At 66.6% G+C, this 24,790-nt stretch carries 18 protein-coding genes; 16 read left to right on the plus strand and 2 right to left on the minus strand.

Annotation, left to right across the window (positions count from 1 at the left end):
• The first annotated feature begins 11 nt into the window (after nucleotides 1–11).
• From HRUBRA_RS08430 to HRUBRA_RS08470, 9 genes are all read left to right on the plus strand, one after another.
• Entirely contained in the window at nucleotides 12–2,474 is a 2,463-nt protein-coding gene (locus HRUBRA_RS08430; RefSeq protein ID WP_035516280.1) for a TonB-dependent receptor, read from the plus strand.
• Nucleotides 2,475–2,483: 9 nt separating this feature from the next.
• A complete protein-coding gene (locus HRUBRA_RS08435; RefSeq protein WP_052094554.1) occupies nucleotides 2,484–3,410 on the plus strand; it encodes a tyrosine-protein phosphatase in 927 nt (308 codons plus the stop codon).
• A gap of 160 nt (nucleotides 3,411–3,570) precedes the next feature.
• Nucleotides 3,571–3,882 carry a putative signal transducing protein gene (locus HRUBRA_RS08440; RefSeq protein WP_035516281.1) on the plus strand — a complete coding sequence of 104 codons (312 nt, stop codon included), beginning with the start codon at nucleotides 3,571–3,573 and terminating at the stop codon, nucleotides 3,880–3,882.
• Between the two features lie 71 nt (nucleotides 3,883–3,953).
• Nucleotides 3,954–5,639 carry an acyl-CoA dehydrogenase family protein gene (locus HRUBRA_RS08445; RefSeq protein WP_035516282.1) on the plus strand — a complete coding sequence of 562 codons (1,686 nt, stop codon included), beginning with the start codon at nucleotides 3,954–3,956 and terminating at the stop codon, nucleotides 5,637–5,639.
• A 100-nt stretch (nucleotides 5,640–5,739) separates the two neighbouring features.
• Entirely contained in the window at nucleotides 5,740–6,123 is a 384-nt protein-coding gene (locus HRUBRA_RS08450; protein WP_035516283.1) for an MAPEG family protein, read from the plus strand.
• A 187-nt stretch (nucleotides 6,124–6,310) separates the two neighbouring features.
• Nucleotides 6,311–8,548 carry a glucosylglycerol-phosphate synthase gene (ggpS, locus tag HRUBRA_RS08455; RefSeq protein WP_035516284.1) on the plus strand — a complete coding sequence of 746 codons (2,238 nt, stop codon included), beginning with the start codon at nucleotides 6,311–6,313 and terminating at the stop codon, nucleotides 8,546–8,548.
• Nucleotides 8,549–8,572: 24 nt separating this feature from the next.
• Nucleotides 8,573–10,015, plus strand: a complete 1,443-nt coding sequence (gtfA, locus tag HRUBRA_RS08460; RefSeq protein ID WP_035516285.1) for a sucrose phosphorylase — start codon at nucleotides 8,573–8,575, stop codon at nucleotides 10,013–10,015.
• Nucleotides 10,016–10,039: 24 nt separating this feature from the next.
• On the plus strand, nucleotides 10,040–11,590 hold the full coding sequence (locus HRUBRA_RS08465; protein WP_201771566.1) for a sodium:solute symporter family transporter: 1,551 nt from the start codon (nucleotides 10,040–10,042) through the stop codon (nucleotides 11,588–11,590).
• Nucleotides 11,591–11,656: 66 nt separating this feature from the next.
• The gene (locus HRUBRA_RS08470) at nucleotides 11,657–13,057 is read left to right on the plus strand and encodes a M20/M25/M40 family metallo-hydrolase (RefSeq protein WP_035516286.1); all 1,401 of its coding nucleotides are present in this window, start codon (nucleotides 11,657–11,659) and stop codon (nucleotides 13,055–13,057) included.
• A 30-nt stretch (nucleotides 13,058–13,087) separates the two neighbouring features.
• Here HRUBRA_RS08470 and kbl read toward each other — a convergent pair whose 3' ends face one another.
• On the minus strand, nucleotides 13,088–14,278 hold the full coding sequence (kbl, locus tag HRUBRA_RS08475) for a glycine C-acetyltransferase (RefSeq protein ID WP_035516287.1): 1,191 nt from the start codon (nucleotides 14,276–14,278) through the stop codon (nucleotides 13,088–13,090).
• A gap of 3 nt (nucleotides 14,279–14,281) precedes the next feature.
• Nucleotides 14,282–15,316: an L-threonine 3-dehydrogenase gene (gene tdh, locus HRUBRA_RS08480; RefSeq protein ID WP_035516288.1), complete on the minus strand. Its 1,035-nt coding sequence runs from the start codon at nucleotides 15,314–15,316 to the stop codon at nucleotides 14,282–14,284.
• Nucleotides 15,317–15,450: 134 nt separating this feature from the next.
• Between tdh and HRUBRA_RS08485 the strand changes: the two genes are divergently transcribed.
• The 7 genes from HRUBRA_RS08485 (at nucleotide 15,451) to HRUBRA_RS08515 (ending at nucleotide 24,723) form a co-directional block, all read left to right on the plus strand.
• Entirely contained in the window at nucleotides 15,451–15,912 is a 462-nt protein-coding gene (locus HRUBRA_RS08485) for a PaaI family thioesterase (protein ID WP_052094555.1), read from the plus strand.
• Nucleotides 15,909–18,344: a zinc-dependent metalloprotease gene (locus HRUBRA_RS08490; protein WP_035516289.1), complete on the plus strand. Its 2,436-nt coding sequence runs from the start codon at nucleotides 15,909–15,911 to the stop codon at nucleotides 18,342–18,344. Before HRUBRA_RS08485 ends, HRUBRA_RS08490 begins: the two co-directional genes overlap by 4 nt.
• 27 nt (nucleotides 18,345–18,371) lie before the next feature.
• Complete coding sequence (locus HRUBRA_RS08495) at nucleotides 18,372–19,532, plus strand: DUF819 family protein (protein WP_035516290.1); 1,161 nt, start codon at nucleotides 18,372–18,374, stop codon at nucleotides 19,530–19,532.
• 229 nt (nucleotides 19,533–19,761) lie between these two features.
• The gene (gene metC / locus HRUBRA_RS08500) at nucleotides 19,762–20,937 is read left to right on the plus strand and encodes a cystathionine beta-lyase (protein WP_035516291.1); all 1,176 of its coding nucleotides are present in this window, start codon (nucleotides 19,762–19,764) and stop codon (nucleotides 20,935–20,937) included.
• 238 nt (nucleotides 20,938–21,175) lie between these two features.
• Nucleotides 21,176–22,045, plus strand: a complete 870-nt coding sequence (locus HRUBRA_RS08505) for a heme-dependent oxidative N-demethylase family protein (RefSeq protein WP_052094556.1) — start codon at nucleotides 21,176–21,178, stop codon at nucleotides 22,043–22,045.
• Between the two features lie 32 nt (nucleotides 22,046–22,077).
• The gene (locus tag HRUBRA_RS08510; protein ID WP_084592549.1) at nucleotides 22,078–22,977 is read left to right on the plus strand and encodes a prenyltransferase; all 900 of its coding nucleotides are present in this window, start codon (nucleotides 22,078–22,080) and stop codon (nucleotides 22,975–22,977) included.
• 102 nt (nucleotides 22,978–23,079) lie between these two features.
• Nucleotides 23,080–24,723, plus strand: coding sequence for an acetolactate synthase large subunit (locus HRUBRA_RS08515; protein ID WP_035516292.1), 1,644 nt, complete (start codon nucleotides 23,080–23,082; stop codon nucleotides 24,721–24,723).
• Nucleotides 24,724–24,790: the final 67 nt, after the last annotated feature.

Here is a 24,790-nt window from a genome sequence, read left to right on the forward strand (position 1 = left end):
GCCTTTCCGCCATGTTTACACGCATTCCTCTGTATACCGCTGTTACGCTCGCCGTTGCGGCGCTTTCCTCACCGATCCTCGCTCAGGATGGACAGCGAATCGAGGAGGTGACGGTTGTCGCTACCCCGATCCGTGACGCGCAACAGGCGGCGCTCGATGCGAAGCGCGTGGCTGATAATGTTGTCGATGTGGTTTCCGCCGACACCATCGGGCGCTTCCCGGACCAGAATATTGCCGACTCCCTGTCGCGGCTCCCCGGTGTCGCCGTTGAACGCGATCAGGGCCAGGCGCGCTACCTGAATCTGCGTGGTGCGCCGTTCCGTTATACGGGCATTGCCTTCGACGGCATTGATGTGCCCGGCGCAGAGAACGGCCGCATTCCCCGCTTCGACAGTTTTCCCGCGACGATCACCAGCCGCATCGACGCCAACAAGGCAATCCTGCCCAGCATGCCCGGCGAGTCGGTGGCCGGCTATATAAACATCCAGACTTTCAAGCCCTTTGATGTCGAGGGCCTGTCGCTGGCCGTGGACCTGGGCATGGGCGAGCAGGACCTGGGCGGCGGCGACGTGGGGCGCAACAGTTTCCGGGCATCCTGGTCCGGCGAGCAGTTTGGTGTGGTCGGGTTCTACTCGAACAACCTCCGCGAGCAGGTCACCGATAACCGGGAGTTTGATCTCGAGCGTGACGGCGAAGGCGCCCTGGTGGTCAATGAGCTGGACTACCGTAGCTATCTTGTGACCCGCGAAGACACGGCCTATGGCGGTCGCGTCGACTACCGGGGCGAAGGCGCTCTTCGATCTCTTTTCCTTTCCACGCTCTACAGCGAGTTCATCGACGAAGAAGACCTGACGCAGTACGTCTTTGCATCCGCGCAGCCGCAGGCCGGCGTGCAGGCAAACGGGGTACCGATGGCGACGAGCCGTTTCGTGCGCTTTGGTGATTACAAGAACTCGACCTTCACGAACACCCTCGGTGCCGATTTCAGCGCCGGCGGCTGGGACCTGGAGGCGCGACTGAATTACACGGAAACCGAGTTTTCCCAGCGGATTCCCATTGCGCTCAGCGTCGGTGCCGGTAACGTCGGCAGCTATGACCTGAGGGATCGGGAGGATCCGCTGCTCGACCTCGCCGTGCCGCTGGCGGAATCGGCTTTTGCGGCCGATATCGGGCTCGACCTCGGCAACCGCATGGACATCGAGGCAACGAAATTCAAGCTGGATGCGAGCCGGGACCTCGAGCTTTTCGGTCGCGACAGCACCGTGGCCGTCGGTATGCAATATGACCGGCGCGAGTCCGAAGGGTTTATCTTCATTGTGGACTTCGGTGGTTTTCCCGACCTCGACATTGCCAGCTTCGACACCGGCGTTCCCTGGGAGTCCAACACGACCAACAGCATCGGCGGGACCTACTACGACAGCAAGGGCGTGCAGGAGGCCTGGCTTGCCTCGGGCCTGCTCGCCCCTCAGCCCAACCCGTCTTCCGATGAGCTGGTTGCCATTGAGGAAGACATTGTTGCGGTGTACGGCATGGCCACAACACGCTTTGCCTGGGGCAACGTGGTTTACGGTCTGCGCATGGAGCAGACCGACTACACGAGCTCCGGGCTGGCGGGCGACCAGCCGCTGACGGTGGAGGATGATTTCCTCAATATTCTGCCCTCGCTGCACGTCAACGTAGATCTTGCCGATGATCTCAAGTTCCGGGTGTCGGCTTCCAGCGGTGTGAATCGCCCGACCTACAACGAGTGGCGGGCCGGTGCGATTGTGAGCCCCACGGACCAGCTGGTCTCGGGAGGCAACCCCTTTCTTGATCCCGAGGAAACGATCGGCGTCGATCTGTCGCTTGAATGGTATTACGCGACGGCCAGCATCGTTTCCGTAGGTGCGTTCCACCGCGAGATCGACAATGTCATCTACCAGGATGTCACGACCATCGACGGCGGCCGCTACCTGCCCTCCGCCGCAGGGGAGAGCTGGCGCCTCAGTGGCGCAGCCAACGGCAGCGATGGCAAGCTCAGCGGCCTTGAGGCCAACTTGATGTTTTCCGCCACCGACTATCTCGAGGGGCCGCTCGGCGGCCTCGGCTTCAGTGTCAATGCGACGTTCATCGACAGCGAGTTCGAGGCCCTTGACGGTCGTCAGCTGGGCCTGCCGGGCACCTCGGAGCTTATCTATAACGCGTCACTCTTCTATGAGAACTTCGGCCTCTCGGCACGCATCAATTACCAGTACCGGGACGAATGGATCTCGCCCATCGAAGATCCGGAGGAGTTCTGGGGTGAGATGGAGCGGGTGGATGCCACCATTGCCTACGAACTGCCCCTCGAGCTGGGCGGTGCGCGGGCCTCGGTGTATGCGAACTTCAACAACCTCACGGACGAAACCGATGTGCGTTTCGCCGGCAACGGCACCATCAACCAGTCCGAAAGCTTCGGTCGGCATTATCTGCTTGGCCTGCGCATCAATTACTAGGAGCCGTTCATGACGTTGACAGCACGCTTTACCGGCATCCTGCGCCTGTGCGCCGCGGCAATCGCCGTCGCCGCCGGCCTCAGCAGCCTGCCTGCGCAAGGCGAAAGTGCAGCCCCGGCTGCTGCGGCCCCGGGCTACGACCGGCTCCTGCCCCTCGAGGGCGGTTCCAATTTTCGGGACCTCGGCGGCTATTTCACAGCTGATGGTCGCCAGGTTCGGCGCGGCCTGCTGTTTCGCTCCGGGGTGATGACCAGTCTCACGGCTGCGGACCAGGCCTACCTCGCTGCTTTCGATTTTCAGGGGGTTGTCGACCTGCGCTCCAGCGAGGAGCGTGCGCTGTATCCGAATCGCTGGGTGGCAGCACAGGAGATCGAGCTGCTCACGCATGACTACAGCATGCGGGAAATCGTCGCCCGCATGATGGGGGACGATGGCCAGCCGCTCGGCATGGGCGAACTTTACCGGGGCTTCCCGCAGCTGCTGGAGCCGCAGCTCCGACTTTTTTTCGAAGCTCTGCTCGCCGGGCAGGTGCCGCTGGTGGTGAACTGCTCGGCGGGACAGGACCGCACCGGCTTTGCATCTGCCCTGCTGCTCAGTGCCCTCGGTGTGCCGCGGGACGTCATCTTGCAGGATTACCTGGTGTCTACGCGGTACCGCCGCCCCGAGGTTGAGCGCGGGGACGTGGATCTTGCCGCGGCGGCCAGGGATAACTTTTTCGCGCAGCTCATGCTCCGCTACAGCGAGGGTGAGGAAGCGAAGGCGGCGCAGCCCCTGCTTACCGAAGAGGGTGTGCCGTTTCTGCGCTATGCCCTCGATCAGGTCGAGCAGGATTTTGGTTCTATCGAGCGCTATCTCGAAGAGCGCCTCGGGGTGGATAAGCGGGATCGTGAGGAACTCCGGCGGCGTTTCCTGGTGGCCACCTACGCGGCATCTTGAGACCCGCCCCTCCCGGTCGGAGGGGCATCCGCCCCCCGCCGGGCCTGCAGGGGCTGCCAAAACCCGGTCCTGGTGAAGCTGCCGCTCCCACAGGGAGCATCCCCTGCCTTGCAGGCGGGGCGTTACAATGCCGGCTGTCGGTTCTGGTAGCAGGCGCCCCTTGGAGCTCGTTTACACACATCCCAGCCACCTTGTCGTCGCTCAGGCCCGGCATGCCCTTGAGCGCCTGGCGATCCCCTGCGTGGTGCACAACGAGTACGCCGCCGGCGCGGCGGGGGAGCTTGCCCCGATCGACACCTGGCCGGAACTCTGGGTGACTCGTAGTCGCGATGCAGAGCGAGCACGCCTTGCCATCGAGCGGGCCCAGGCCGCTATCGAAGAGGCGGACTGGCGCTGCCCGCGCTGCGCCAGCGAGAGCCCCGCGACCTTCGAGTTCTGCTGGCACTGCGGCCAGGGGCGCAGCGGCGGGTAAGGGTCCGGGGAGCTCTGGTACCATTGATGGTCCGTCCCGGGTTCGGAAGATCGCCAAGGCAGGAGTCCGTCATGACTACCGATAACAACACCTTCTCCGTCGACCATCTCGCCCACACACACGAGGTTTTTAACCAGTCCCAGCCCCTCGAGGGCGTCAACAGCTATCGGGGGGATACAGCCCTGCGCGAGGGCGTCTCCCGTCATGGTGCTGCCTGGGCGGAAGAGGCCCTGCTCGCCCACGGCGAGCGCTGCGGCAGTGCCGAGGTGATCGAATGGGGCTTCCTTGCCAACGAGCACAAACCGCAGTTTTTCGGCCACGACCGACAGGGTTATCGCGTAGACCAGGTGCGCTACCACGATGCCTATCACCGTCTCATGACCCTGGGTCTGGAGGCGGGCCTGCACAGTCAGCCCTGGACGGACCCGCGCCCCGGCGCGCACGTGGCCCGCGCCGCACAGTACTACCTGCAGGCCCAGGTGGAGTCCGGCCACGGCTGCCCGCTGACCATGACCTTTGCTTCCGTGCCCACGCTGCGCCTGACGCCATCCGTCGGCGAGGCCTGGCTGCCGAAGGTGCTCGCCCGGGGCTACGACCCGCGCAACGTGCCGCACACCGAGAAGACCGCGCTGACCATCGGTATGGGCATGACCGAGAAGCAGGGCGGCTCCGATGTCCGCGCCAATACGACGGTCGCCCGGGCCCTGGGCGCCGGCGGTCCCGGGGGCGACTACGAGCTGGTGGGCCACAAGTGGTTCACCTCGGCGCCGATGTGTGATGCCTTCCTCGTGCTCGCGCAGAGCGACGGCGGCCTGTCCTGCTTCCTGGTGCCCCGCTGGCGGCCGGACGGCAGCAAGAACCCGATCCAGGTGCAGCGCCTCAAGAACAAGATGGGCAATATCGCCAATGCCTCCTCGGAGATCGAGCTGCGCGGTGCTCTCGGCTGGATGATCGGGGAGGAGGGGCGAGGGGTGCCCGCGATCATCGAGATGGTGGCCATGACCCGCTTTGACTGCATGATCGGTTCCAGCGCCGCGCAGCGGCAGGCGGTGGCTCAGGCAGTGAACCACACCCTCGGGCGCAGCGCCTTCGGCAAGCGCCTCGTGGACCAGCCCCTCATGCGCAACGTGCTCGCTGATCTGCAGCTCGAGGTCGAGGGCGCACTGGCGTTCACCCTGCGTATGGGCGAGGCGCTGGACCGGAGTCTTGCCGGTGACGCGCACGAGGGGCTGCTTCTGCGCCTGGGCCTGCCGACCGGTAAATACTGGATTTGCAAGCGCACGCCCTTCCATGTCTACGAGGCCATGGAGTGCTTCGGCGGCAACGGGGTGACCGAGGACTTCATCTTTGCACGCCTGTATCGCGACGCGCCCATCAATGCGATCTGGGAGGGCTCGGGCAACGTGCAGGCGCTCGACCTTCTGCGTGCCGTGGCCAGGAGCCCCGAGGCCCTCGATGCCTGGCGCCGGGAGCTGGCGAAGACCGCGGGCGATCACCCGGTGCTCGACGCCGCCGTGGCCGAGCTGGAGGTGGCTCTCGGCAACAGCGATGAGCTCGAGTACCGGGCGCGCGCCCTGGTAGACCGGTTGGCACTCGTGGCCCAGAGCAGCCTCCTGCTCCAGGGCGGCAATGGGGTTGTCGCCGACGCTTTTATCCGCTCCCGCCTCGGTGGCAGCGGCGATCGCAGCTTTGGCACCTTGCCCCGAGGCGTCGATGTTGCAGCGCTGATCGACCGGGCCAACCCGCACACGCCCTGACCGTCGGCAGCGCCTGCCCCCCGATATACCCCGGCGCCGGTGCTGCACGCCGGCGACCGGCGCGTTATGCTGTTGCTCTTTGTATCCACGGAAAAGCGCCATGGAATTCACGGCCCTCGTCACCCTGCTGCTCGTCCTTCAGTATTTCGCCTTCGCCATGCTCGTCGGCCGCGAGCGTGTGCGCCACGGCATCGAGGCGCCGGCCTGCAGCGGCCACCCGGACTTTGACCGCGCCTATCGGGTGCAGATGAATACCCTTGAGCAGCTGGTGATTGTGCTGCCGGCGCTCTGGATCACCGCCTACTGGTTCAGCGTGCCCATCGTGGCGCCACTGCTGGGCCTGGGCTTTTTTCTGGGGCGTATTCTCTATCGCAATGCGTATGTGAAGGATCCGGCGAAGCGCGGGCCCGGCATGGGCCTGGGTATGCTCTGCCAGCTGGGACTGCTGGGCTGCGGTACCTGGGCAGTCATCACCCGCCTCTAGCCAGGCTGCTGTCCAGGGGCGCTGATTGGTCGCCCCCCGGTGCCTGTGCTAGGGTTTTACGGCGTGAAGTGCTCGTCGATGGCGGGCGCGTCACCCGGAAACTTTCCCTTGAGGAGGAAACAGCGGCGCAGGTCGCGGCGGCGGGGTCTGGCCCCGGCACCGGCAGGGCCACAAGGCGCCGAGCGTTATGCTTCTAGCCACAGACCTCGATGGTACCTTTCTCGGCGGCGACCAGGAGGGTCGCCTCAGGCTCTATCAGCTCATCGCCGCCCACCCGGGCATCGACCTGGTCTTCGTGACCGGCCGTGGCCTTGAGCATGTACTCCCGCTACTGGCGGATCCGACGATCCCGCAACCGGACTATATCGTCGCCGACGTCGGCGCCACCGTCGTGCATGGGGAGACCCAGCAGCCTGTACTTTCCCTGCAGGAACCCATCGATCAACTGTGGCCAGGGGAGCATGTGGTCGCCGAAGCGCTCGCCGGTTTCACCGAGCTGCAGCGCCAGGAGGTACCGCAGGAGCGTCGCTGCTCCTACTTCTGCGAAGAGCACCATATCGACGATGCCGTGCGCCGGACGGTAGCCGGGCTGGGTTGTGACCTGCTTTTTTCTGCCGGCAAGTACTTCGATGTGTTGCCTAAAGGGATCAACAAGGGCCGTACGCTGACGCGCCTGGTGGCGCACCTGGGCATGGATCCGGAAGACGTGCTGGTTGCCGGCGATACGCTCAACGACCTGTCCATGTACGAACAGGGCTTCAAGGGGGTGTGCGTCGGCGATTCCGAGGAGGGGCTGCTGCTCGCCACCCAGGAACTTGCGCGCGTCTACCATGCCCGTGAACCCGGCGCCGGGGGGATCCTTGAGGCCTTCCGGTACTTCGGGTTCCTCGGCAGCGAGGGCGTGGACGCTGAGTTGCAGGCCGTCAGCCGCACGGGCAAGGCGGACCTGGTCATGGTCTATCATCGGCTGCCCTACGAAGAGTTCGTTGAGGACGGCGAGCGCAAACGGCGGCGCCCCAGGTCGCCGAACGGTATCCTGCCCACGCTGCTGTCCTTCTTCGCCGACGGTCGGGCAGGGTCCTGGGTGGCCTGGGCCATTGACGACCCGGAACTCGGTCCCTTCGAAGTGCATACGGATGTGGATCTCGAACGCTATCCGCAGCTCGTGGCTGCCCGGGTGGCGCTCTCCGAGGCCGATGTCGAGATTTTCTACAAGCGCTTTTCGAAGGAGGCCTTCTGGCCGACGCTGCATACCTTCTGGGAGCGTGCGACCTTCCACGAAGAGCACTGGAACATCTTCCTCGAGGTCAATCGGCGTTTCGCCGAGCGCGCCGGCGCGGAGGCCGCGGAAGGCGCTGTGATCTGGATCCACGACTACAACCTGTGGATGGTGCCGGCTTATCTGCGGGAGCTGCGGCCGGATCTCACCATCGCCTTTTTCCATCACACCTACTTCCCCTCGGCGGATGTGTTCAACGTCCTGCCCTGGCGTCGCCAGATTATCGGCAGCCTGCTGCAGTGCGATTACATCGGCTTTCATATTCCGCGGCAGGCGGAGAACTTTGTGGACGTGGCCCGGGGGGTCATGCCCATCAAGGTGCTTGAAAAGGTCAACTGCGCACCGCGCTTCTTTACTTACGGCTGTGCCGTCGGTCTCGAGGAAATGACCTCGGAGATCGAGGTTGCCGGGCGCCGCATCGGCCTCGGGGCGCACCCTGTGGGCCTGGATCTGCACCGGGTCCAGCGGGCCCTGGACGATGACGCGGTGCAGGCGCGGATCGGCGAGCTGCGCGAGGAGCTCAAGGGGCAGAAGCTCATCTTGTCCGTGGAGCGCCTCGATTTCACCAAGGGCATCCTCGAGAAGCTCGTGGCCTACGAGACGCTGCTGGAGGAGAACCCCGAGCTGCAGGGCCGGGTGACGCTGCTCACCATCTGCGTCCCCGCCGCCCCGGGCATGACCATCTACGACGAGCTGCAGACGCAGATCGAACAGACTGTGGGGCGCATCAACGGTCGCTTTGGCCAGATCGGCTGGATGCCGCTGCAGTTCTTTTTCCGCAGCGTGCCCTTCGAGCAGTTGGTGGCCTACTACGCTGTGGCCGATGTCATGTGGATCACGCCGCTGCGCGATGGCCTCAACCTCGTCGCCAAGGAGTATGTGGCCACCCAGGGCAAGAGCGGCGGCTGTGGCGTGCTTGTGCTCTCGGAGTTCGCCGGCGCGGCGGCGGAGCTTCGCGGTCCGATCCTCACCAACCCGCACGATCCGCACGAGCTCGTGACCACCTGCTACCTGGCCCTCACCCTCAGCCGCGATGAAGCCCGCAGCCGCCTGGCCGAGGCCTACGACTCGGTGTGCCATTACGATATCGCGCTCTGGGGCAGCGAGTTCATGGATGCGGTGCGCGCCCACGCCCGGGGCAGCTGACGCGACAGAGGGAGGACTGACGCCATGGCACTGCGCAATGCGGTACAGCTGATCTGCTACCCGGACCGACTGGGCGAGAACCTCAGGGACCTGCGTGCCGTCATCGACCGTCACTTCGCCGACGCCATCGGCGGGCTGCACCTGTTGCCCTTTTACCCCTCCAATGCGGATTCGGGCTTCGCGCCGCTGACCCACAAGGAGGTGGATCCGCGCTACGGCGACTGGGACGACATCGAGGCGCTCGCGGCCGCCTACGACCTCTGCGTTGACCTCACGATCAATCACATCTCCGACGAATCCCTGCCGTTTCAGGATTTTCTCGCCCGGGGCTTTGAGTCGCCCTGGGCGGACCTTTTCGTGGATGTGGATCGGCTCGGTGAGCTTACCGCCGACGACCTGGCGAAGATCCATATCCGCAAGGAGAAGGAACCCTTTCGGGAGGTGGCCTTCGCGAACGGCGGCAGCGCCCGGGTCTGGTGTACCTTTACGGAACATCAGATCGACCTCAACTATGATGCGCCCCTGGCCTATGCGCTCATGGAGGACTACATCACCTTCCTCACCGCCCGGGGCGCCAAGCTCCTGCGTCTGGATGCCTTCGGCTACACCACCAAGCGCATCGGCACGAGCTGTTTTCTGGTGGAGCCCGACGTCTATCGGCTACTCGAGTGGGTGAACGGCGTGGCGAGGGCGCACGGCGCCGAGTGCCTGCCCGAGGTCCACGACCACTACAGCTACCAGTACGCCCTCAGCCGCCGGGACATGCGCCCCTACGGCTTCGCGCTGCCGCCGCTGCTGCTGTACTCGCTCCTGGACGCCAACAGTACCTACCTGAAGCAGTGGCTGCGCATGTGCCCGCGCAACATGATCACGGTGCTGGATACGCACGACGGCATCTGCATTCCGGACGTGGAGGGCATCCTGCCCGAGGACAAGCTCAAGGTCCTGATCAACAATATCGACGCGCGCAGCGCCGATCCGATCCTGCGCAAGTCGGCGGCGAACATTCACAGTGTCGGCGCCATCTACCAGCTCACCTGCACCTATTACGATGCCCTCATGCGGAATGACGATGCCTACATCGCGGCGCGGGCGATCCAGTTCTTCACGCCGGGGATTCCCCAGGTCTACTACGTGGGCCTGCTGGCGGGTTGTAACGATACCGGTCTCATGGAGCACACGGGGGAGCTGCGCGACATCAACCGCAGCTACTACAGTCTCGAGGGCGTCGAGCGCGCTGTGCAGCAGCCGGTGGTGCAGCGCCTCCTTGCTCTGATGCGCTTTCGCAACCGCCACCCGGCCTTCGCCGGCAGCTTCGAACTGCTCTACTCCAACGATTCCAGCGTGGCCATGGCCTGGCGCCGGGATGAGCATTTCTGCGAACTGTTCGTGGACCTGAACTTCAAGACCAGCACGATCACCTGCAGCGATGAGGACTCCCTGGCAGCCATCAGCTTCCGGGCCTGAGCAGCAGGCCCGGGGAGAGCGCTTGTGACCGGTATTCTGCACAGCATTGACTACGCGGTGCTCGCTGCCTATGCGCTGCTGGTGGTTGCCGTCGGCGTTCTGGTTACGCGCCGCTCGCCAGACGTCGACGAACTGTTTCTTGCCGGCCGCAGCCTGGGGCCGGGGGTGATTGGCCTGTCGCTGTTCGCGTCGAATATTTCCTCGACAACGCTTATCGGCCTGCCCGGGGCAGCCTGGGAACACGGCATCTCCGTCGCCAACTATGAATGGATGGCCGCGCTGGTGCTGCTGTTTACTGCAGTCTTTGTACTTCCCGCTTTTATTGGCGGACGGCTGACTACGGTGCCGGAAATTCTCGAGCATCGCTTTGACGCACGCCTGCGGCGCTACCTGTCGGGCTGTTCCCTCTTTCTCAGCATTGTTCTCGACACCGCGGGCAGCCTCTACGCCGGCGCTCTGGTGCTCATGCTCTTTGTGCCTGGCCTGAGTCTGGGCACGACCTGTGCGGGGCTGGCGGTCTTCGCCGGTCTTTACACCGCGGCCGGGGGGCTGCGCGCCGTAGCCTACACGGACGTGCTGCAGACCGTCGTGCTGCTGGTCGGCTCAGCGGTGCTGGCGACCCTGGTCTTCGCCGAGTTTGATTACAGCTGGAGCCGTGTCACCGCGGCCGTGGAGCCGGAACACCTGTCGCTGATCCGCCCCCTCGATGATCCTGCGCTGCCCTGGCTGGGTACGCTCATCGGCCTGCCGGTGCTCGGCTTCTACTACTGGAGCATGAATCAGTACGTGGCTCAGCGCCTTCTGGGAGCCCGGGACGTCAGCGCCGCCGGCTACGGTGCGCTCCTCGCAGCGGCGCTGAAGCTGCTGCCCCTGTTTATCATGGTCCTGCCCGGGGCCCTGGCCGCGGAGCTGTTCACGAACCTCGAGCGGCCCGACACGGTATTCCCCCGGCTCGTGGCGGAGTATGCGCCGCCCGGCCTCGCGGGCCTGCTCATCGCGGGGCTGATGGCCGCGATCATGTCCAGCGTGGATTCCACCCTGAATTCTGCCTCGACGCTGTTCATAGTGGATTTCGTGCAGCCGCGGCGCCCGACCGCCTCCCGGCAGCAGCTCGCTGCCTGGGGTCGGGTCACGACCGGCGCGCTGGTGCTGCTCGCGGCGCTCTGGGCGCCCATGATCGATCACTTCCCCGGGCTCTTCGCGTATCTCCAGCAGACTTTTGCCTATGTGACGCCGCCGCTGGTGGCGGTATTCGCTGTCGGCTTCCTGAGCCGGCGTGTGACCGCCCGGGGGGCCTGGCGCGGCCTGCTCTCGGGTCACGTGCTCTCGGCCTGCCTGTTTATTACCGCGCAGCTCGACGGGCATGAGGTGCATTTCACCATCGTCGCCGGTGCGCTGTTCGCGCTCTCCGTACTTCTTGTGCTGGGCTGGTCGCGCCTCGACGGGGAGCGGCCCTCGCCGGCGCAGCTGGCGGCGGTGGCCCGGGGTGGTTTCGAGCCGTTGCCGGCCGGGGCTCGGCTCGGTGCTGTGGCGCTGGCACTGCTGACGGGGCTGCTGGTCTTTACTTTCCGGTGATGGTACTGGCGCTGCCCCGGGCGGTGGTGGCAGCATAGGCACTTCGTGTATGTCACAGGAAAACCCATGAGCCATCTCATCGCCGTCCTTGCCAGCTGCCTGCTGCTGCTGGCGCCGCTCACCCGTGCCGAAGGTCCGCTGTTTCCGCCGGGGGTGCGCGCCACGGCGGACGGACTCATGGCCGCGGCCCTTGATGACGCGCTGGCCCTGGAGCTGGTCACCTCGCTGAGCACGGAAATCGGCCCCCGCCTTGCCGGCACCGCCCAGGAGGCCCGGGCCCGGGACTGGGCCGTGGACCAGCTGAAGAAGCTCGGCTTCAGCAACGTGCGCGTCGAGCCCTTCGCGGTGCCGCTGTGGGTGCGTGGTGATGAGCGTGCCGAAATCCTCGAGCCCTTCCCGCAGCCGCTGGCGGTAACGGCCCTCGGCGGCAGCACCGCTACGGATCCGGAGGGCGTCGCGGGAGACGTGGTAGCGTTCTCTTCTCTGGCGGCACTGGAAGCGGCCCCGGACGGCTCCCTGGCCGGCCGCATCGTTTTTGTCGATGAACCCATGACCCGGACCCAGGACGGCTCCGGCTACGGGGTGGCGGTGGGCAAGCGCCGGGCCACGGCCTACGAGGCCGAGCGCCTCGGCGCCGTGGGGGCCCTGATCCGCTCCGTGGGGACCGACTCGCACCGCTTCCCGCATACGGGCCAGATGCGCCGGTTGACGGAGGACGGTGGCGCCGGCGGGGTGCCGACGGCCGCGCTGTCCGCGCCGGATGCCGACCAGCTGCGCCGGGTGCTCGCCCGTGCCGATCAGGTGAGCGTCCGCCTGGTGCTGACGCCGCAGCTGCTGCCACCGTCGCGCTCCGGCAACGTGGTGGCGGAGATCCCCGGGCGCGAGGCGCCGGAGGAAGTCGTTCTCGCCGGTGCGCACCTCGACGCCTGGGACCTCGGCACCGGTGCCGTGGACGACGGCGCCGGCGTGGCGATCGTGGTTGCCGCCGCGCGGCTCCTCAAGGCGCTGCCCGAGCCGCCCAGACGCACGGTGCGGGTGGTTCTTTTCGGCGCCGAGGAGGTCGGACTGGTCGGGGCGAAAGCCTATGCAGAGCAGCACGCCGCGGAGCTTGAACAACACGTTATTGCGGCCGAGTCGGACTTCGGTGCCGGTCGTATCTGGCGCTTCGATACGGCGGTTGGCCAGAGCGCGCTACCCACCACCGCCGCTATACGCGCGGTGCTGCATCCTCTCGGCATCGGGCCGGGGAGCAACAGTGCCCGGGGCGGGCCCGATCTTACCTACCTCCGCGAGGCCGGCGTACCCGTGGTCGGGTTGATTCAGAACGGCTGGGATTATTTTGATCTGCACCATACGCCCGATGACACCCTGGACAAGATCGAGCCTGCGGCGCTGGCGCAGAACGTCGCGGCCTATGCGGCTTTTCTGTATCTGGCTGCCGAGGTGGAAACGGACTTTCGCAAGTAGCCTTCCCCGGCCCACTCCCGCGCCCGGATGCTAGAGTCCCAGCGTATCCCGGGTCCGCGCGAAGGCGTTGAGGGCCCGCTCGAGGTCGTCCTCGCTAAGCGCTGAGGACAGCTGCGTGCGGATGCGCGCCTGCCCTTTCGGTACCACGGGGTAGGAGAACGCCACCACGTAGACGCCGAGCTTCAGCATCTCGTCGGCGAAGCGTCCGGCCAGGGCCGCATCGTGCAGCATAACCGGGACGATGGGATGTTCGCCGGGGAGCAGTTCGAAGCCGAGGCGCTCGAGGCCCTCGCGGAAGCTCGCGGTGTTGTGCGCCAGGCGTTCGCGCAGCGCGGGCTCCTCATCGACCAGCGCCAGGGCCTTGATGGCGCCGGCCACCACCGGGGGGGCGACGGTATTCGAAAACAGGTAGGGGCGGGAGCGCTGCCTTAGCAGGCTGACGATCTCGGCGCGTGCTGCCGTATAGCCACCGCTGGCGCCGCCGAGGGCCTTGCCGAGGGTGCCGGTGATGATGTCTACCCGATCCATGCAGCCGGTGAGTTCGTGCGTGCCCCGGCCCGTGGCGCCCACAAACCCCGTGGCATGGCAGTCGTCGAAGTGCACCAGTGCGCCGTAGCGCTCGGCCAGGTCGCAGATGGCGTCCAGCCGGGCGATGTAGCCGTCCATGGAGAAGACGCCGTCGGTGGTGATCAGCTTGAAGCGGGCACCGGCGGCGTCTGCGGCTTTCAGCTGCGCCTCGAGGTCCGCCATGTCGCTGTTGCGGTAGCGGTAGCGTCGGGCCTTGCTCAGGCGCACGCCGTCGATGATGCTGGCGTGGTTGAGTTCATCAGAGATCACGGCATCCCCGGGCCCCAGGAGCGTTTCGAAGAGACCGCCGTTGGCATCGAAGCAGGACGGGTAGAGAATCGTGTCCTCTGTGCCCAGGAAGGCGCTGAGGGCGTCTTCGAGTTCCTTATGCAGGGTCTGTGTGCCGCAGATGAAGCGCACGGAGGCCATACCGTAGCCCCAGTCTTCCAGGCCTTTTGCCGCTGCGGCGTTCACCGCCGGATGCTGGGCCAGCCCCAGGTAGTTGTTGGCGCAGAGGTTGAGGACCTCACCATCCCCGGCGACACCGACATGCGTCCCCTGAGGCGTGGCGATGAGCCGCTCGCGCTTGGTCAGGCCTGCCGCCTCGATGGCCGCAAGCTCAGCGGCGAGATGCTCCCGGAAGCTCCCGTACATGCCCTACGCTCCTCGATCCCAGGTGAGAATGACCTTGCTGGCCTTGCCCTCATTCATGGCGGCGAAGCCGGCTTCGTAGTCCCGATAGTCCATCCGGTGCGTGATCACCGGTGCGATGTCGAGGCCGCTCTCTACCATCACCGACATCTTGTACCAGGTCTCGTACATTTCCCGGCCGTAGATGCCCTTCAGGGTGAGCATGTTGAAGATAACCGTATGCCAGTCAAGGGCCGTGTTCTCGTCGGGAATGCCGAGCATGGCGACCTTGCCGCCATGACACATGCTGGCGATGAGGTCGTTGAGGGCGGCGCCGTTGCCGGACATCTCAAGGCCCACATCGAAGCCCTCCTGCATACCCAGTTCTGCCTGTACATCGGCGAGTGTCTCGCGGTTGACGTTGACTGTGCGTGTTGCGCCGAGGCGGGCAGCCAGGGCCAGGCGCTCGTCGATCATGTCGGTGATGACCACGTGTCGGGCGCCGGCATGACGGCACACAGCCGCGGCCATGGCGCCGATGGGCCCGGCGCCGGTGATCAGCACGTCCTCACCAAGGAGGTCGTACTGCAGGGCCGTGTGCACGGCGTTGCCGAGCGGGTCGAAGAGGGCGGCGACATCCAGGTCGATGTCCGCCTTGTGTTCCCAGACATTGGACATGGGCAGGGCGACGTACTCGGCAAAGGCGCCAGGACGGTTCACGCCGATGCCGCTGGTATGGGCGCAGAGATGGCGTCGGCCGGCCATGCAGTTGCGGCAGCGGCCGCAGACCACGTGCCCCTCGCCGGAGACCAGCTGCCCGGGGCGGAAGTCGATGACATTGCTGCCCACCTCGACGATCTCACCGACGAACTCGTGGCCGACGGTCATGGGAACGGGGATGGTTTTCTGCGCCCAGGCATCCCAGTTGTAGATGTGCATGTCGGTACCGCAGATGGCGGTGCGCTTGACGCGGATGAGGACATCGTTGATGCCCACGACCGGTTCCGGGACCGCCTCGAGGGAGAGACCGGGGCCGGCCTCCCGCTTGACCAGAGCATCCATGGGGTGAGTTCACTATAGTGGAAAATGATCCAGTATGTTGAATCCTGTCTGGCGCCAATGCAAGCCTGCCATGGTGTCCGCCGGGGCCCCTGGGCTATGATCGCGGGCCAGCCAGGAAGGAGGGGGAACACGCCATGGATGCCACCGAACCGCAAGCCGGGAGCCCGGCCGAGCCCCGGGCCTTTATCGAGCGCATGAACGCCATGCGCCCCGCGTTCCTGGATCTGCTCTGCGGGCACGTTGCCGCCATCGATCACGCCGCGGCCAGCTGCACCATGCACTTCGAGATCAGCCGGGACTATTGCCACTCCGTGGACATCATTCAGGGGGGCTTCGTCACCGCCATGCTGGACGCAGCGATGTCTCACGCCGCCTTTGCGCTCGTTCCGGGGATCACTAATGTCGCCACCCTGGAGATCAAGGTGAGCTTTCTTGAGCCCTCCCGCGCCGGCCGCTACCACGCGGTGGGCAGCCTCGATCGCGCCGGCCGGAGCACGGGCTTCATGAGCGGCAAGCTGTTTACGGAGGATGGCCGGCTGACGGCCACGGCGACGACCACGGCCCGCCTGGTGCGCGCCCGGAGCGGCGACGCATGAAGCGTCTGCTCCTCGCCCTCGCTGCGACGCTGCTCCTTGCCGCTTGCGGTGACGACCCGCAGGCCCCCGCTGGCGGTGGCGCCATCGCCGATTTCACCCGCACCATGGAGGCCGTGCCCGGCTTCCTGCCTTTTTATGTGGACCGGAAGGCTGGTCGTCTCTATTTCGCCGTCGATAGCTTCGGCGAGGCTATGATCTATCAGACCGGCCTGCCCCAGGGGGTCGGTTCGAACGATCTCGGTTTCGATCGCGGCGAGCTTGACAGTGGGCCTGCGGCCCTGGTGCGCTTCGAGCGCGCTGGAGACCGGGTGCTGCTGCACCGGCGCAATACGGCCTACCGGGCGGTAAGCGACAGCGCAGAGGAGCGCGCGGCCGTGGAAGAGGCCTTCGCCAGCTCGGTGCTCTGGGGTTTCCCGGTGGTAGCCCGCCATGACGGCGCGGTCCTCGTCGACGCGACGGATTTCCTGCTTCGCGATGCCCGTGGCCTGAGCCGCGACCTGGCGGCAAAGGAGCAGGGCACGTTCACCGTGGATCGCGACCGCTCCGCTCTCTACCTGCCACGGACGAAGGGTTTTCCACGCAACAGCGAGTTCGAGGCAACGATTACCTTCACCGGCGACGACCCCGGGGAGTTCCTCGAGGCTGTGGCGCCGGATCCTCACAGCTTCTCCGTGCGCATGCACCACAGCTTTATCGCTCTCCCGGAGCCGGGCTACGAGCCCCGCAGCTACCACCCCGAATCAGGTTTCTGGTCCTTCAGCTATCGCGATTACGCTACAGCTGTGGACGAGCCGGTGGCACAGCGCTTCATCCCCCGGCACCGGCTCCAAAAGCGCAACCCGCGCGCTGAACGCAGTGCGCCGGTCGAGCCCCTTGTCTACTACCTCGACCCTGGCACCCCCGAACCGGTGCGCAGTGCACTGCTGGAGGGTGCGCGCTGGTGGAACCAGGCCTTTGAGGCTGCCGGTTACGAGGATGCCTTTCGCGTGGAACTGCTGCCGCCGGATGCGGATCCCATGGATGTGCGCTACAACGTCATCCAGTGGGTGCACCGGGCCACCCGTGGCTGGTCCTACGGATCGTCGGTGCTCGACCCGCGTACCGGCGAGATCATCAAGGGCCACGTCACCCTGGGCTCCCTGCGCGTGCGTCAGGACTGGCTCATCGCCCAGGGCATGACGTCGCCCTTCGAGACCGGAGAAGAACCGGCCCCGGAGCTCACGGCGATGGCCCTGGCGCGGATCCGCCAGCTCTCGGCCCACGAGGTGGGCCACACCCTGGGGCTGGCGCACAACTTTGCCGCCAGCGCCCGGGACCGGGCCTCTGTGATGGATTACCCGCAGCCGCTGATCCGCCTCGATGACGCCGGCGAGGTAACCCTCGCCGGTGCCTACGATACCGGTATCGGGGCCTGGGACAAGCGCGCCATCACCTACGGCTACGGCCACTTCGGTAGCGGTGGCAAGGCGCGGGCGGCGCTCGCTGCCTACGTGCGCGAGGGGCGTGAGGCCGGCTTTGAGTTCATCGCTGACCCGGATTCCCGAGAGGCCCGGGATTTCCATCCGCGCAGCCACCTCTGGGACAACGGTGCTGATGCCGTCGACGAACTCGAGCGCATGCTTGCCCTGCGCGGCGTTGCCCTCAGCCGTCTCGGCGAGAATACGCTGAAGGCGGGTACCCCCTACTCGGACCTCGAGGGCATCCTGGTGCCCGTTTACTTCTACCACCGCTACCAGGTGGAGGCTGCGGGCAAGTGGGTCGGCGGCGTTGACTACCGCTATGCCGTGCGCGAACCCGGGCAGAGCTATCGCCAGGCGCCGGTGGCGGCCGCCGAGCAGCAGCGCGCCCTGGCGGCGCTGCTGTCGACGCTGGCGCCGGCGCAGCTGGCGCTACCCCCCGCCCTGCGGGCGCAGCTGCCGCCGCAGGCCTATGGCTACGAGCGCAGCCGGGAGAACCCGGGCGGTTACATGGGAGCCCTGCCGGACCCGGTGTCCCTGGCGGAAGCCAGCGCCGCGCACACCCTCTCTGTGCTCCTGCACCCGGAGCGGCTGGCGCGCATGGCCTGGCAGTATGCCGAAAATGATGCCCAGCCCGGCGTGGCGGGGCTCTTTCGCCGCCTCGAGGCGGTGCTGGTGACCCCGGTCTACAGCGGCGAGGAGCGGCTGCTGACGCAGCGGGCGGCCGCGGTACTTCTGGGTCACTGGCGTTCCCTGCTCACCGCCGGGGCGGTGGCGCCGGAAGTCCGCGCGGAGGCCCACGCCGCCCTCGAACGGGCGGCGCGCTTCTTCCGTCGCCAGTTGCGCCCGGCGCCGGGCTATGCCGCTTTCTATGGCTACCAGCTTGCGCTCATCGAGGCCGCCGAGGCCGGGGAGGGTTTTCCGCCGCCGCCGCCGGCCCGGGCGCTGCCGCCGGGGTCGCCGATCGGTGGCTGAGGTACAGGCAGAAACGGGAGCCACGCCGTGAGCCTGGTACCGCCGGGCGAGCACCTGGCCGTCATGGCAGGGCTTTTCGCCATTGCCGGCGCAGCTTTCCTGCTTGAGCGAACCCGCATCGGCGGCCACCTTACCGGGGCTGTAATCGCGATTCTCGGCGCCATCGCCGCGGCCAACCTCGGGCTCATTCCCCACGCCGCGCCGGCCTATGATTTCGTGTTCACCTACCTGGTGCCGGTGCTGATCCCGCTGTTTCTGTTCCAGGCGGATCTGCGTCGCCTGTTCCGGGAGTGCGCGCGCCTTACCCTGGCCTTTCTTGTCGCCGCGGTGGGCACCGTGGCCGGCGTGACCGTGGCGGCGCTGGTCCTGGACCTCGGCAGCCTCGCTGCGGCCGCAGGGCTGGCGCCGGGGGCGCGGGAGCCAGCGGTGGCAGGGCTTTTCACCGCGACCTATATCGGCGGCTCCGTGAACTACGCGGCCCTGGGCGAGAGCACCGGTCTCAATCGCGACGCCTCCTTCTTCTCCGCCGCCACGGCGGCGGACAACCTGTTCAGCGCGGTTTACCTCGGCTTTCTCGCCCTGGCGCCCGGCTGGCGGTGGCTGGCGCGGCGCTTTCCGCCGCACCTGGAGGCCGCGGTTACCGAGGCGCGGCAGGCGCCGCCGGTGACCGCAGCGACGCTCTGCCTGGCCCTTGCCACCTCCCTGGTGCTGGTCGCCGGCACCGATGCCCTGGTCGCGGCCTTTGGCCTTCACGGCTGGCGCTACGTGCTGCTCTCGGCCTTCACGCTGCTGCTGGCGACTGCCGTGCCGGGGCTGCACGAGCGCCTGGCCGGGAGCTTCGAGCTCGGCGTTGCGCTGTCCTTTGTCTTTTTTGCGGCCATCGCCGCCGGCGCCGATGTGCCGGCAATGCTCGCCGTCGCGCCGCTGCTTATCGCCCTGGTGCTGATCCTCCTGTCGCTGCACGCGCTGGTGACCTTCAGCCTGGGGCGGCTGCTGGGGCTCACGCTGCCGGAACTGGTGACCGCATCCAATGCGGCAGTGCTGGGCGCTACGACGGCACCGGCGCTCGCCGCGACCCGCGGCTGGAACAGCCTGGTCACCCCCGGGGTGCTGGTGGGCGTGCTGGGCTACGCCCTTGGCACGTTCCTGGGCACCCTGGTCCATCGCTACTGGGGCGCGTTCCTCTGATTCAATCGTTGTCCACCCGCGGTAGTGGATAGCGCGTGGGCTTATGGCCCGGGAGCCGGCGCATCTTTTAGGGGAAGGGCGACCCCGGCTAGTGGTGCAGGATGATTTTCGGCATCATGCGCTTCTCATGGTGTCGGGTATTGCGCGGGGCCGTCTCGTCAGCGCCCGCGGTAACTGTTCAGACAATGCCGGTGCGGTTCCGTTGGCCGGACCGGCCGGAGACCCGCCGATGAAAGCTGATCGTGTCGCCCCGGAAACCCGCCTCGTGCACGACGCCGATACCGGCTGGGGCATCGTCGCGACGCCGGTCTACCGTGCCTCCACGGTGCTCTTCGATAACTACGCGGCACTGAAGGCGGGCGAGGAAGACCCCTTCGATCGCTCGCGGCTCCATTACGGCCGCATGGGGGTACCGACCACCCGCGCGCTCGAGGACGCGCTGGCGGCGCTCGACGGCAGCGCCGGTGCCGTGCTGTCGCCCTCCGGCCTCGGCGCCATCGCCGACGTACTGCAGTGCTTCCTCCGTCCCGGAGACCATCTGCTCATGCCCGACAGCTGTTATGGCCCCACGCGCAGCCTCTGTCGTGGCCGCCTTGCGGGCCTGGGCATCAAGACAACTTTTTACGATCCGCTCTGCGGCGCCGCGATCCGCGACCAGTTGCGCTTGCGCACGCGTATGGTGTTCCTCGAGTCGCCGGGCTCAGCCACCTTCGAAGTGCAGGATGTCGCCGCCATCGCCGCCGTGGCCCGGGAGGCCGGGGCGCTGACGGCCATCGACAATACCTGGGCCACGCCGCTGCTCTTCAATCCGCTGGAGCACGGTGTGGATCTGGCAATCCAGAGCGGCACCAAGTACCTGAACGGTCATGCGGACGTTATGTTCGGCGTGACCACCACGGCCGACCCGGACCTGTACGAGCGCCTGCGCCGCTATGTGCTTGGCAACGGTGTCCATCTCGCGCCGGACGATGCCTGGCTCGCGCGGCGCGGTCTGCGCACGCTCGCTGTGCGCCTTGCTGTCCATGAGCGTGCGGCCTATACCCTGGCCGAGGCGCTGGCGGCGCGGCCTGAGGTCGCGAAAGTACTGCACCCCGGGCTGCCGGACTGCCCGGGGCACGCCTCCTTCCGGCGGGATTTCCGCGGCGCCTCCGGGCTGTTCGCGATCGTACTCAACGGGCTTGATGAAGCGGCCCTGGCGCGCTTTGTCGACGGCCTCGAGCTCTTCGGCATGGGCTACTCCTGGGGCGGCTTCGAGAGCCTTGTGCTGCCGATGACGCCAACCCGGGACCTCGTCGGCGGGCGCCTCGCGCAGGGCGAGACGCTGCTGCGTGTGCACGCCGGGCTGGAGGCCGTTGATGACCTGCTGGCGGATCTCGACGCGGCCTTCGCGCGCGCCTACCGCTGAGCCCCGCCGCCCCTGGCGCCTTGCCTGCTTCGGGCTCGGCAGGGACCCAGCACGGTAGGCGTGGATGGCGGAGGTATGCCCCCAGCAAGCGAATATCGTGGAGTGACTGGGGGTATACCCCCGCCATCCAGCCCGGAAATTCGCGATACGCCCCAAAAAAGTCGCATAGAGGGCTCTCGCGTGCGCAGGGCGTATCAGCTACGGTAGCGCTCCGTCCCTCGGTCGGGAAGGAGTTTCCGTGATCCTCGACGATAGCGCGCCGCGCTACCTGCCCCATTGCACCTGCCCCGAGCTGCTGGCCATGGGTCTGTCACCGCTCGACGGCGGTCGCTGGATCGAGGTCGACTCGAGCCTCGCGCGTTTCCATGCGCACAAGCAGGTCCTCGCGGCGGAGCGCAAGGCCGCTGTTTACGGCTGGTTGCCCGTTTCCCTGCCGGCTCAGGATGAGCTTGCAGAGCAGCTGCTGCGCCACCTTCTCGAGGCCCACGGCGACGTTTATCGCCGCGATGCCGGGGCCGTTCACTGCGCCGCCGGCGGCTTTTCCGTGCCCTGGCCGCCAGCCGCGCCGGACCTGCTCTGGTCCCTGTCGCTGCTGGTTGCCGAGGACCTCCTGCTCCTGGAGCAGGGCGAAGGAGGCTACCGGCTCACGGCCGCCAGCCTCTGCAGCCCGAGCCACTGGCGCCTCGCCGACAAGCTCGGCCGGCCCCTGCGCGAGATCCATGACCCGATTCCCGGTATTCACGAGACCCTGACGCCGCGCATAGACCGCTTTTTTGACCATCTGCGCCCGGACCACCCCGTGCAGCGCTTCAACTGGAGCCTGCAGGCGGATCCGGAGCTGTACCATGACGGTTCGGGAGAGGACCCGGTCTCTGCGGCGACGGCGCTGTACTACCGGGTGGAGCGCCAGACCCTGGTGCGCCTTCCGCGCACGGGCGCCGTGGCTTTTACGATTCGCGTGTTCCTGCATCCGCTTGAAACCCTCGCGGCGTGGCCGGGTGCCCTGGCCGCCCTCGGCGATGCCGTCGCCGCTGCGCCGGCGCCTCTAGCGCGCTATAAGGGCTTCGATACGCTGCGTGCAGCCCTTGCGCGTTACCGATTATCATAGGACTTGCGTCCTGCTTGCCGTAAGGATTCCCCGTGATCAATGCCCACCTCGCCGCCACCCTCGGACCGATGCGCGCCCCGTTCCTCCTGCTGGTACCGGTCTGCGTCAGTCTCGGCTGGGCGGCGGCGGTTTACGACGGCCATGCCATCGAGCTGTCGCAGCTGCTGCTCGCTGCCCTCGGCGCGCTGGCGGCGCACGTGAGCGTGAATGCCCTCAACGAGTACGAGGATTTCCGCAGCGGCCTTGACCTGCGTACGGAACGCACCCCCTTCAGTGGCGGCACCGGCACGCTGCCGGCGCACCCGGAAAAGGCGCATTACGCGCTCATCACGGGGCTGGTGAGCCTGTCTGTGGTGGTGCTGGTGGGGCTCTATTTCGTGGAGCTCCGCGGTGCGGCGCTGCTTCCCCTGGGTCTTCTCGGTGTGCTCACGATCGTGCTCTACACGCGCTGGCTGACGCGCTCGCCGCTGCTTTGCCTGCTCGCGCCGGGCGTCGCCTTCGGACCGCTCATGGTGATGGGCGTGTACTTCGTGCTCACGGGGCACTACGGCGTCACCGCTGCCGCCGCCTCCCTGGTGCCGCTGTTTCTGGTGAGCGATCTTCTGCTCATCAATCAGTTCCCGGACCGTGAGGCAGACCGCTGGGCCGGCCGTAACCACCTGCTCCTGGCCTGGGGTGACCGGGCGGGGATCAGCGTTTATGGCCTTTTCCTGGCCGCGGCCTACAGCTCCGTGCTCCTGTTTGTGGCGCTGGATATGCTGCCGGGCTGGGTGCTGCTCACCCTGCTCACGCTGCCGGTAGCGGCGCTGGCCTTTCGCGGCCTTACCCGGCACGCGGACGAGGTCCCGGCGCTGGTGCCGCACCTGGCGCAGCACGTCGTGCTGACGCTGGTTACGCCGCTGCTGCTGGCGTTGGGGATTGCGCTGGGCTGATGCGCAGGCTAAACACCCTGATAACGCTGCTTGCGCCCGCCGGAGAATGAACTGGCCCCGGCGGGCCCGCGTAGCAACACCCACGCCGCCGAAGGAGTTGCTATGAAAGCCTCGGACCTGTTCGTCCGCGCCCTCGAAGCCGAGGGTGTCGATTACGTCTTCGGTATCCCCGGGGAAGAGAATCTGGATCTCCTCGAGTCTCTGCGGACCTCATCCATCCGCCTTGTGCTTACCCGGCATGAGCAGGCTGCCGGTTTCATGGCGGCGACCTACGGGCGGCTCACCGGTAAGGTCGGTGTGTGCCTGTCGACGCTGGGTCCCGGTGCGACGAACCTGGTGACGGCAGCTGCCTACGCCCAGCTCGGCGCCATGCCGATGCTCATGGTGACCGGTCAGAAGCCGATCAAGACGAGTAAGCAGGGCCGCTTTCAGATCCTCGACGTGATCGACATGATGCAGCCGCTCACCAAGTACACCGTTCAGGTGGTCAGCGGCGACCGCATACCCTCCGTCGTTCGTGAGGCCTTCCGCCTGGCGCACGAGGAGCGTCCCGGTGCCGCGCACATCGAGCTACCGGAAGATATCGCTGCAGAGGAGACGGACGCCGGACTGATTGCGCCGGGCGCCGTACGCCGGCCCATCGCCGAGTACAAGGCCATCGAGCGTGCGGTGGCGATGATCGAAGGAGCGCGCTCGCCGGTGCTGCTCATCGGTGCGGCGGCCAACCGCAAGCTGACCGCGAAGATGCTGCGGGAGTTGGTCGACAAGACAGACATTCCCTTCATCACCACGCAGCTGGGCAAAGGCGTCCTCGACGAGCACGGCCCGCGCTTCCTGGGCAACACGGCCCTGTCGGACCATGACTTCGTGCACCGGGTGGTGGCCGCGGCGGACCTCATCATCAACGTGGGGCACGACGTGGTGGAAAAGCCTCCGTTCTTCATGCGGCCGTCAGACCGGCGCCAGGTCATGCACATCAATTTCGACTCGGCGGTGGTGGACCCGGTGTACTTCCCGCAGCTGGAGGTGCTCGGCGACATCGCCAACACCATCTGGCAGCTCAAGGAGCGCATCTCGCCGCAACCGCATTGGAACTTCGAGCTGTTCCGCCGTGCCCATGAGGCCTACCTTGCGCACCGGGATGAGTCCGAGGCGGACGAGCGCTTTCCCCTGCGGCCCGAGTTCCTGGTGCGGGCTGTTCGGTCGGTCATGCCGGCAGACGGCATTGTCACCCTCGACAACGGGATCTATAAAATCTGGTTTGCCCGCAACTACCCTGCGGCGCAGCCGAATACTCTGCTGCTGGACAACGCGCTGGCAACCATGGGTGCCGGTCTGCCTTCGGCGATGACCGCAAAGCTGGTGTACCCGGAGCGACCGGTGCTGTCCGTCTGCGGGGACGGCGGCTTCATGATGAACAGCCAGGAAATGGAGACGGCCGTGCGTCTCGGCCTGCACCTGGTGATCCTCGTGCTGCGCGACGATGCCTACGGCATGATCAAGTGGAAGCAGGCAGACATGCAGCTGCCGGACTTCGGCCTGGATTACGGCAACCCCGACTTCGTCCGCTATGCTGAGGCCTACGGGGCCCGGGGCTGGCGGGTCGGCGCCACGGAAGAGCTGGAACCGCTGCTGGCGCGCTGCCTGGAAGAGCCCGCGGTGCACCTGGTGGAAGTGCCCGTGGACTACTCTCTCAACGACGAGATGCTGAACCGGGTTATTCCGGCGCTCTCTGCCGCCCTCTGACGCTACCGCGCCTCTGCCTAGCGGTTACCACCACCGGCAGCGGCACTGCTGTTGCGTCCACGCCCGC

The sequence above is a fragment of the Pseudohaliea rubra DSM 19751 genome, from assembly GCF_000764025.1.
Classification (GTDB): Bacteria; Pseudomonadota; Gammaproteobacteria; order Pseudomonadales; family Halieaceae; genus Pseudohaliea; species Pseudohaliea rubra.

What these genes read in the sequence shown, in the direction of transcription:
- HRUBRA_RS08430 (WP_035516280.1), top strand. Translation starts at nt 12, where the DNA reads ATGTTTACACGCATTCCTCTGTATACCGCTGTTACGCTCGCCGTTGCG.
- HRUBRA_RS08435 (WP_052094554.1), top strand. Translation starts at nt 2,484, where the DNA reads ATGACGTTGACAGCACGCTTTACCGGCATCCTGCGCCTGTGCGCCGCG.
- HRUBRA_RS08445 (WP_035516282.1), top strand. Translation starts at nt 3,954, where the DNA reads ATGACTACCGATAACAACACCTTCTCCGTCGACCATCTCGCCCACACA.
- HRUBRA_RS08450 (WP_035516283.1), top strand. Translation starts at nt 5,740, where the DNA reads ATGGAATTCACGGCCCTCGTCACCCTGCTGCTCGTCCTTCAGTATTTC.
- ggpS (WP_035516284.1), top strand. Translation starts at nt 6,311, where the DNA reads ATGCTTCTAGCCACAGACCTCGATGGTACCTTTCTCGGCGGCGACCAG.
- gtfA (WP_035516285.1), top strand. Translation starts at nt 8,573, where the DNA reads ATGGCACTGCGCAATGCGGTACAGCTGATCTGCTACCCGGACCGACTG.
- HRUBRA_RS08470 (WP_035516286.1), top strand. Translation starts at nt 11,657, where the DNA reads ATGAGCCATCTCATCGCCGTCCTTGCCAGCTGCCTGCTGCTGCTGGCG.
- kbl (WP_035516287.1), bottom strand. Translation starts at nt 14,278, where the DNA reads ATGTACGGGAGCTTCCGGGAGCATCTCGCCGCTGAGCTTGCGGCCATC.
- tdh (WP_035516288.1), bottom strand. Translation starts at nt 15,316, where the DNA reads ATGGATGCTCTGGTCAAGCGGGAGGCCGGCCCCGGTCTCTCCCTCGAG.
- HRUBRA_RS08485 (WP_052094555.1), top strand. Translation starts at nt 15,451, where the DNA reads ATGGATGCCACCGAACCGCAAGCCGGGAGCCCGGCCGAGCCCCGGGCC.
- HRUBRA_RS08490 (WP_035516289.1), top strand. Translation starts at nt 15,909, where the DNA reads ATGAAGCGTCTGCTCCTCGCCCTCGCTGCGACGCTGCTCCTTGCCGCT.
- metC (WP_035516291.1), top strand. Translation starts at nt 19,762, where the DNA reads ATGAAAGCTGATCGTGTCGCCCCGGAAACCCGCCTCGTGCACGACGCC.
- HRUBRA_RS08515 (WP_035516292.1), top strand. Translation starts at nt 23,080, where the DNA reads ATGAAAGCCTCGGACCTGTTCGTCCGCGCCCTCGAAGCCGAGGGTGTC.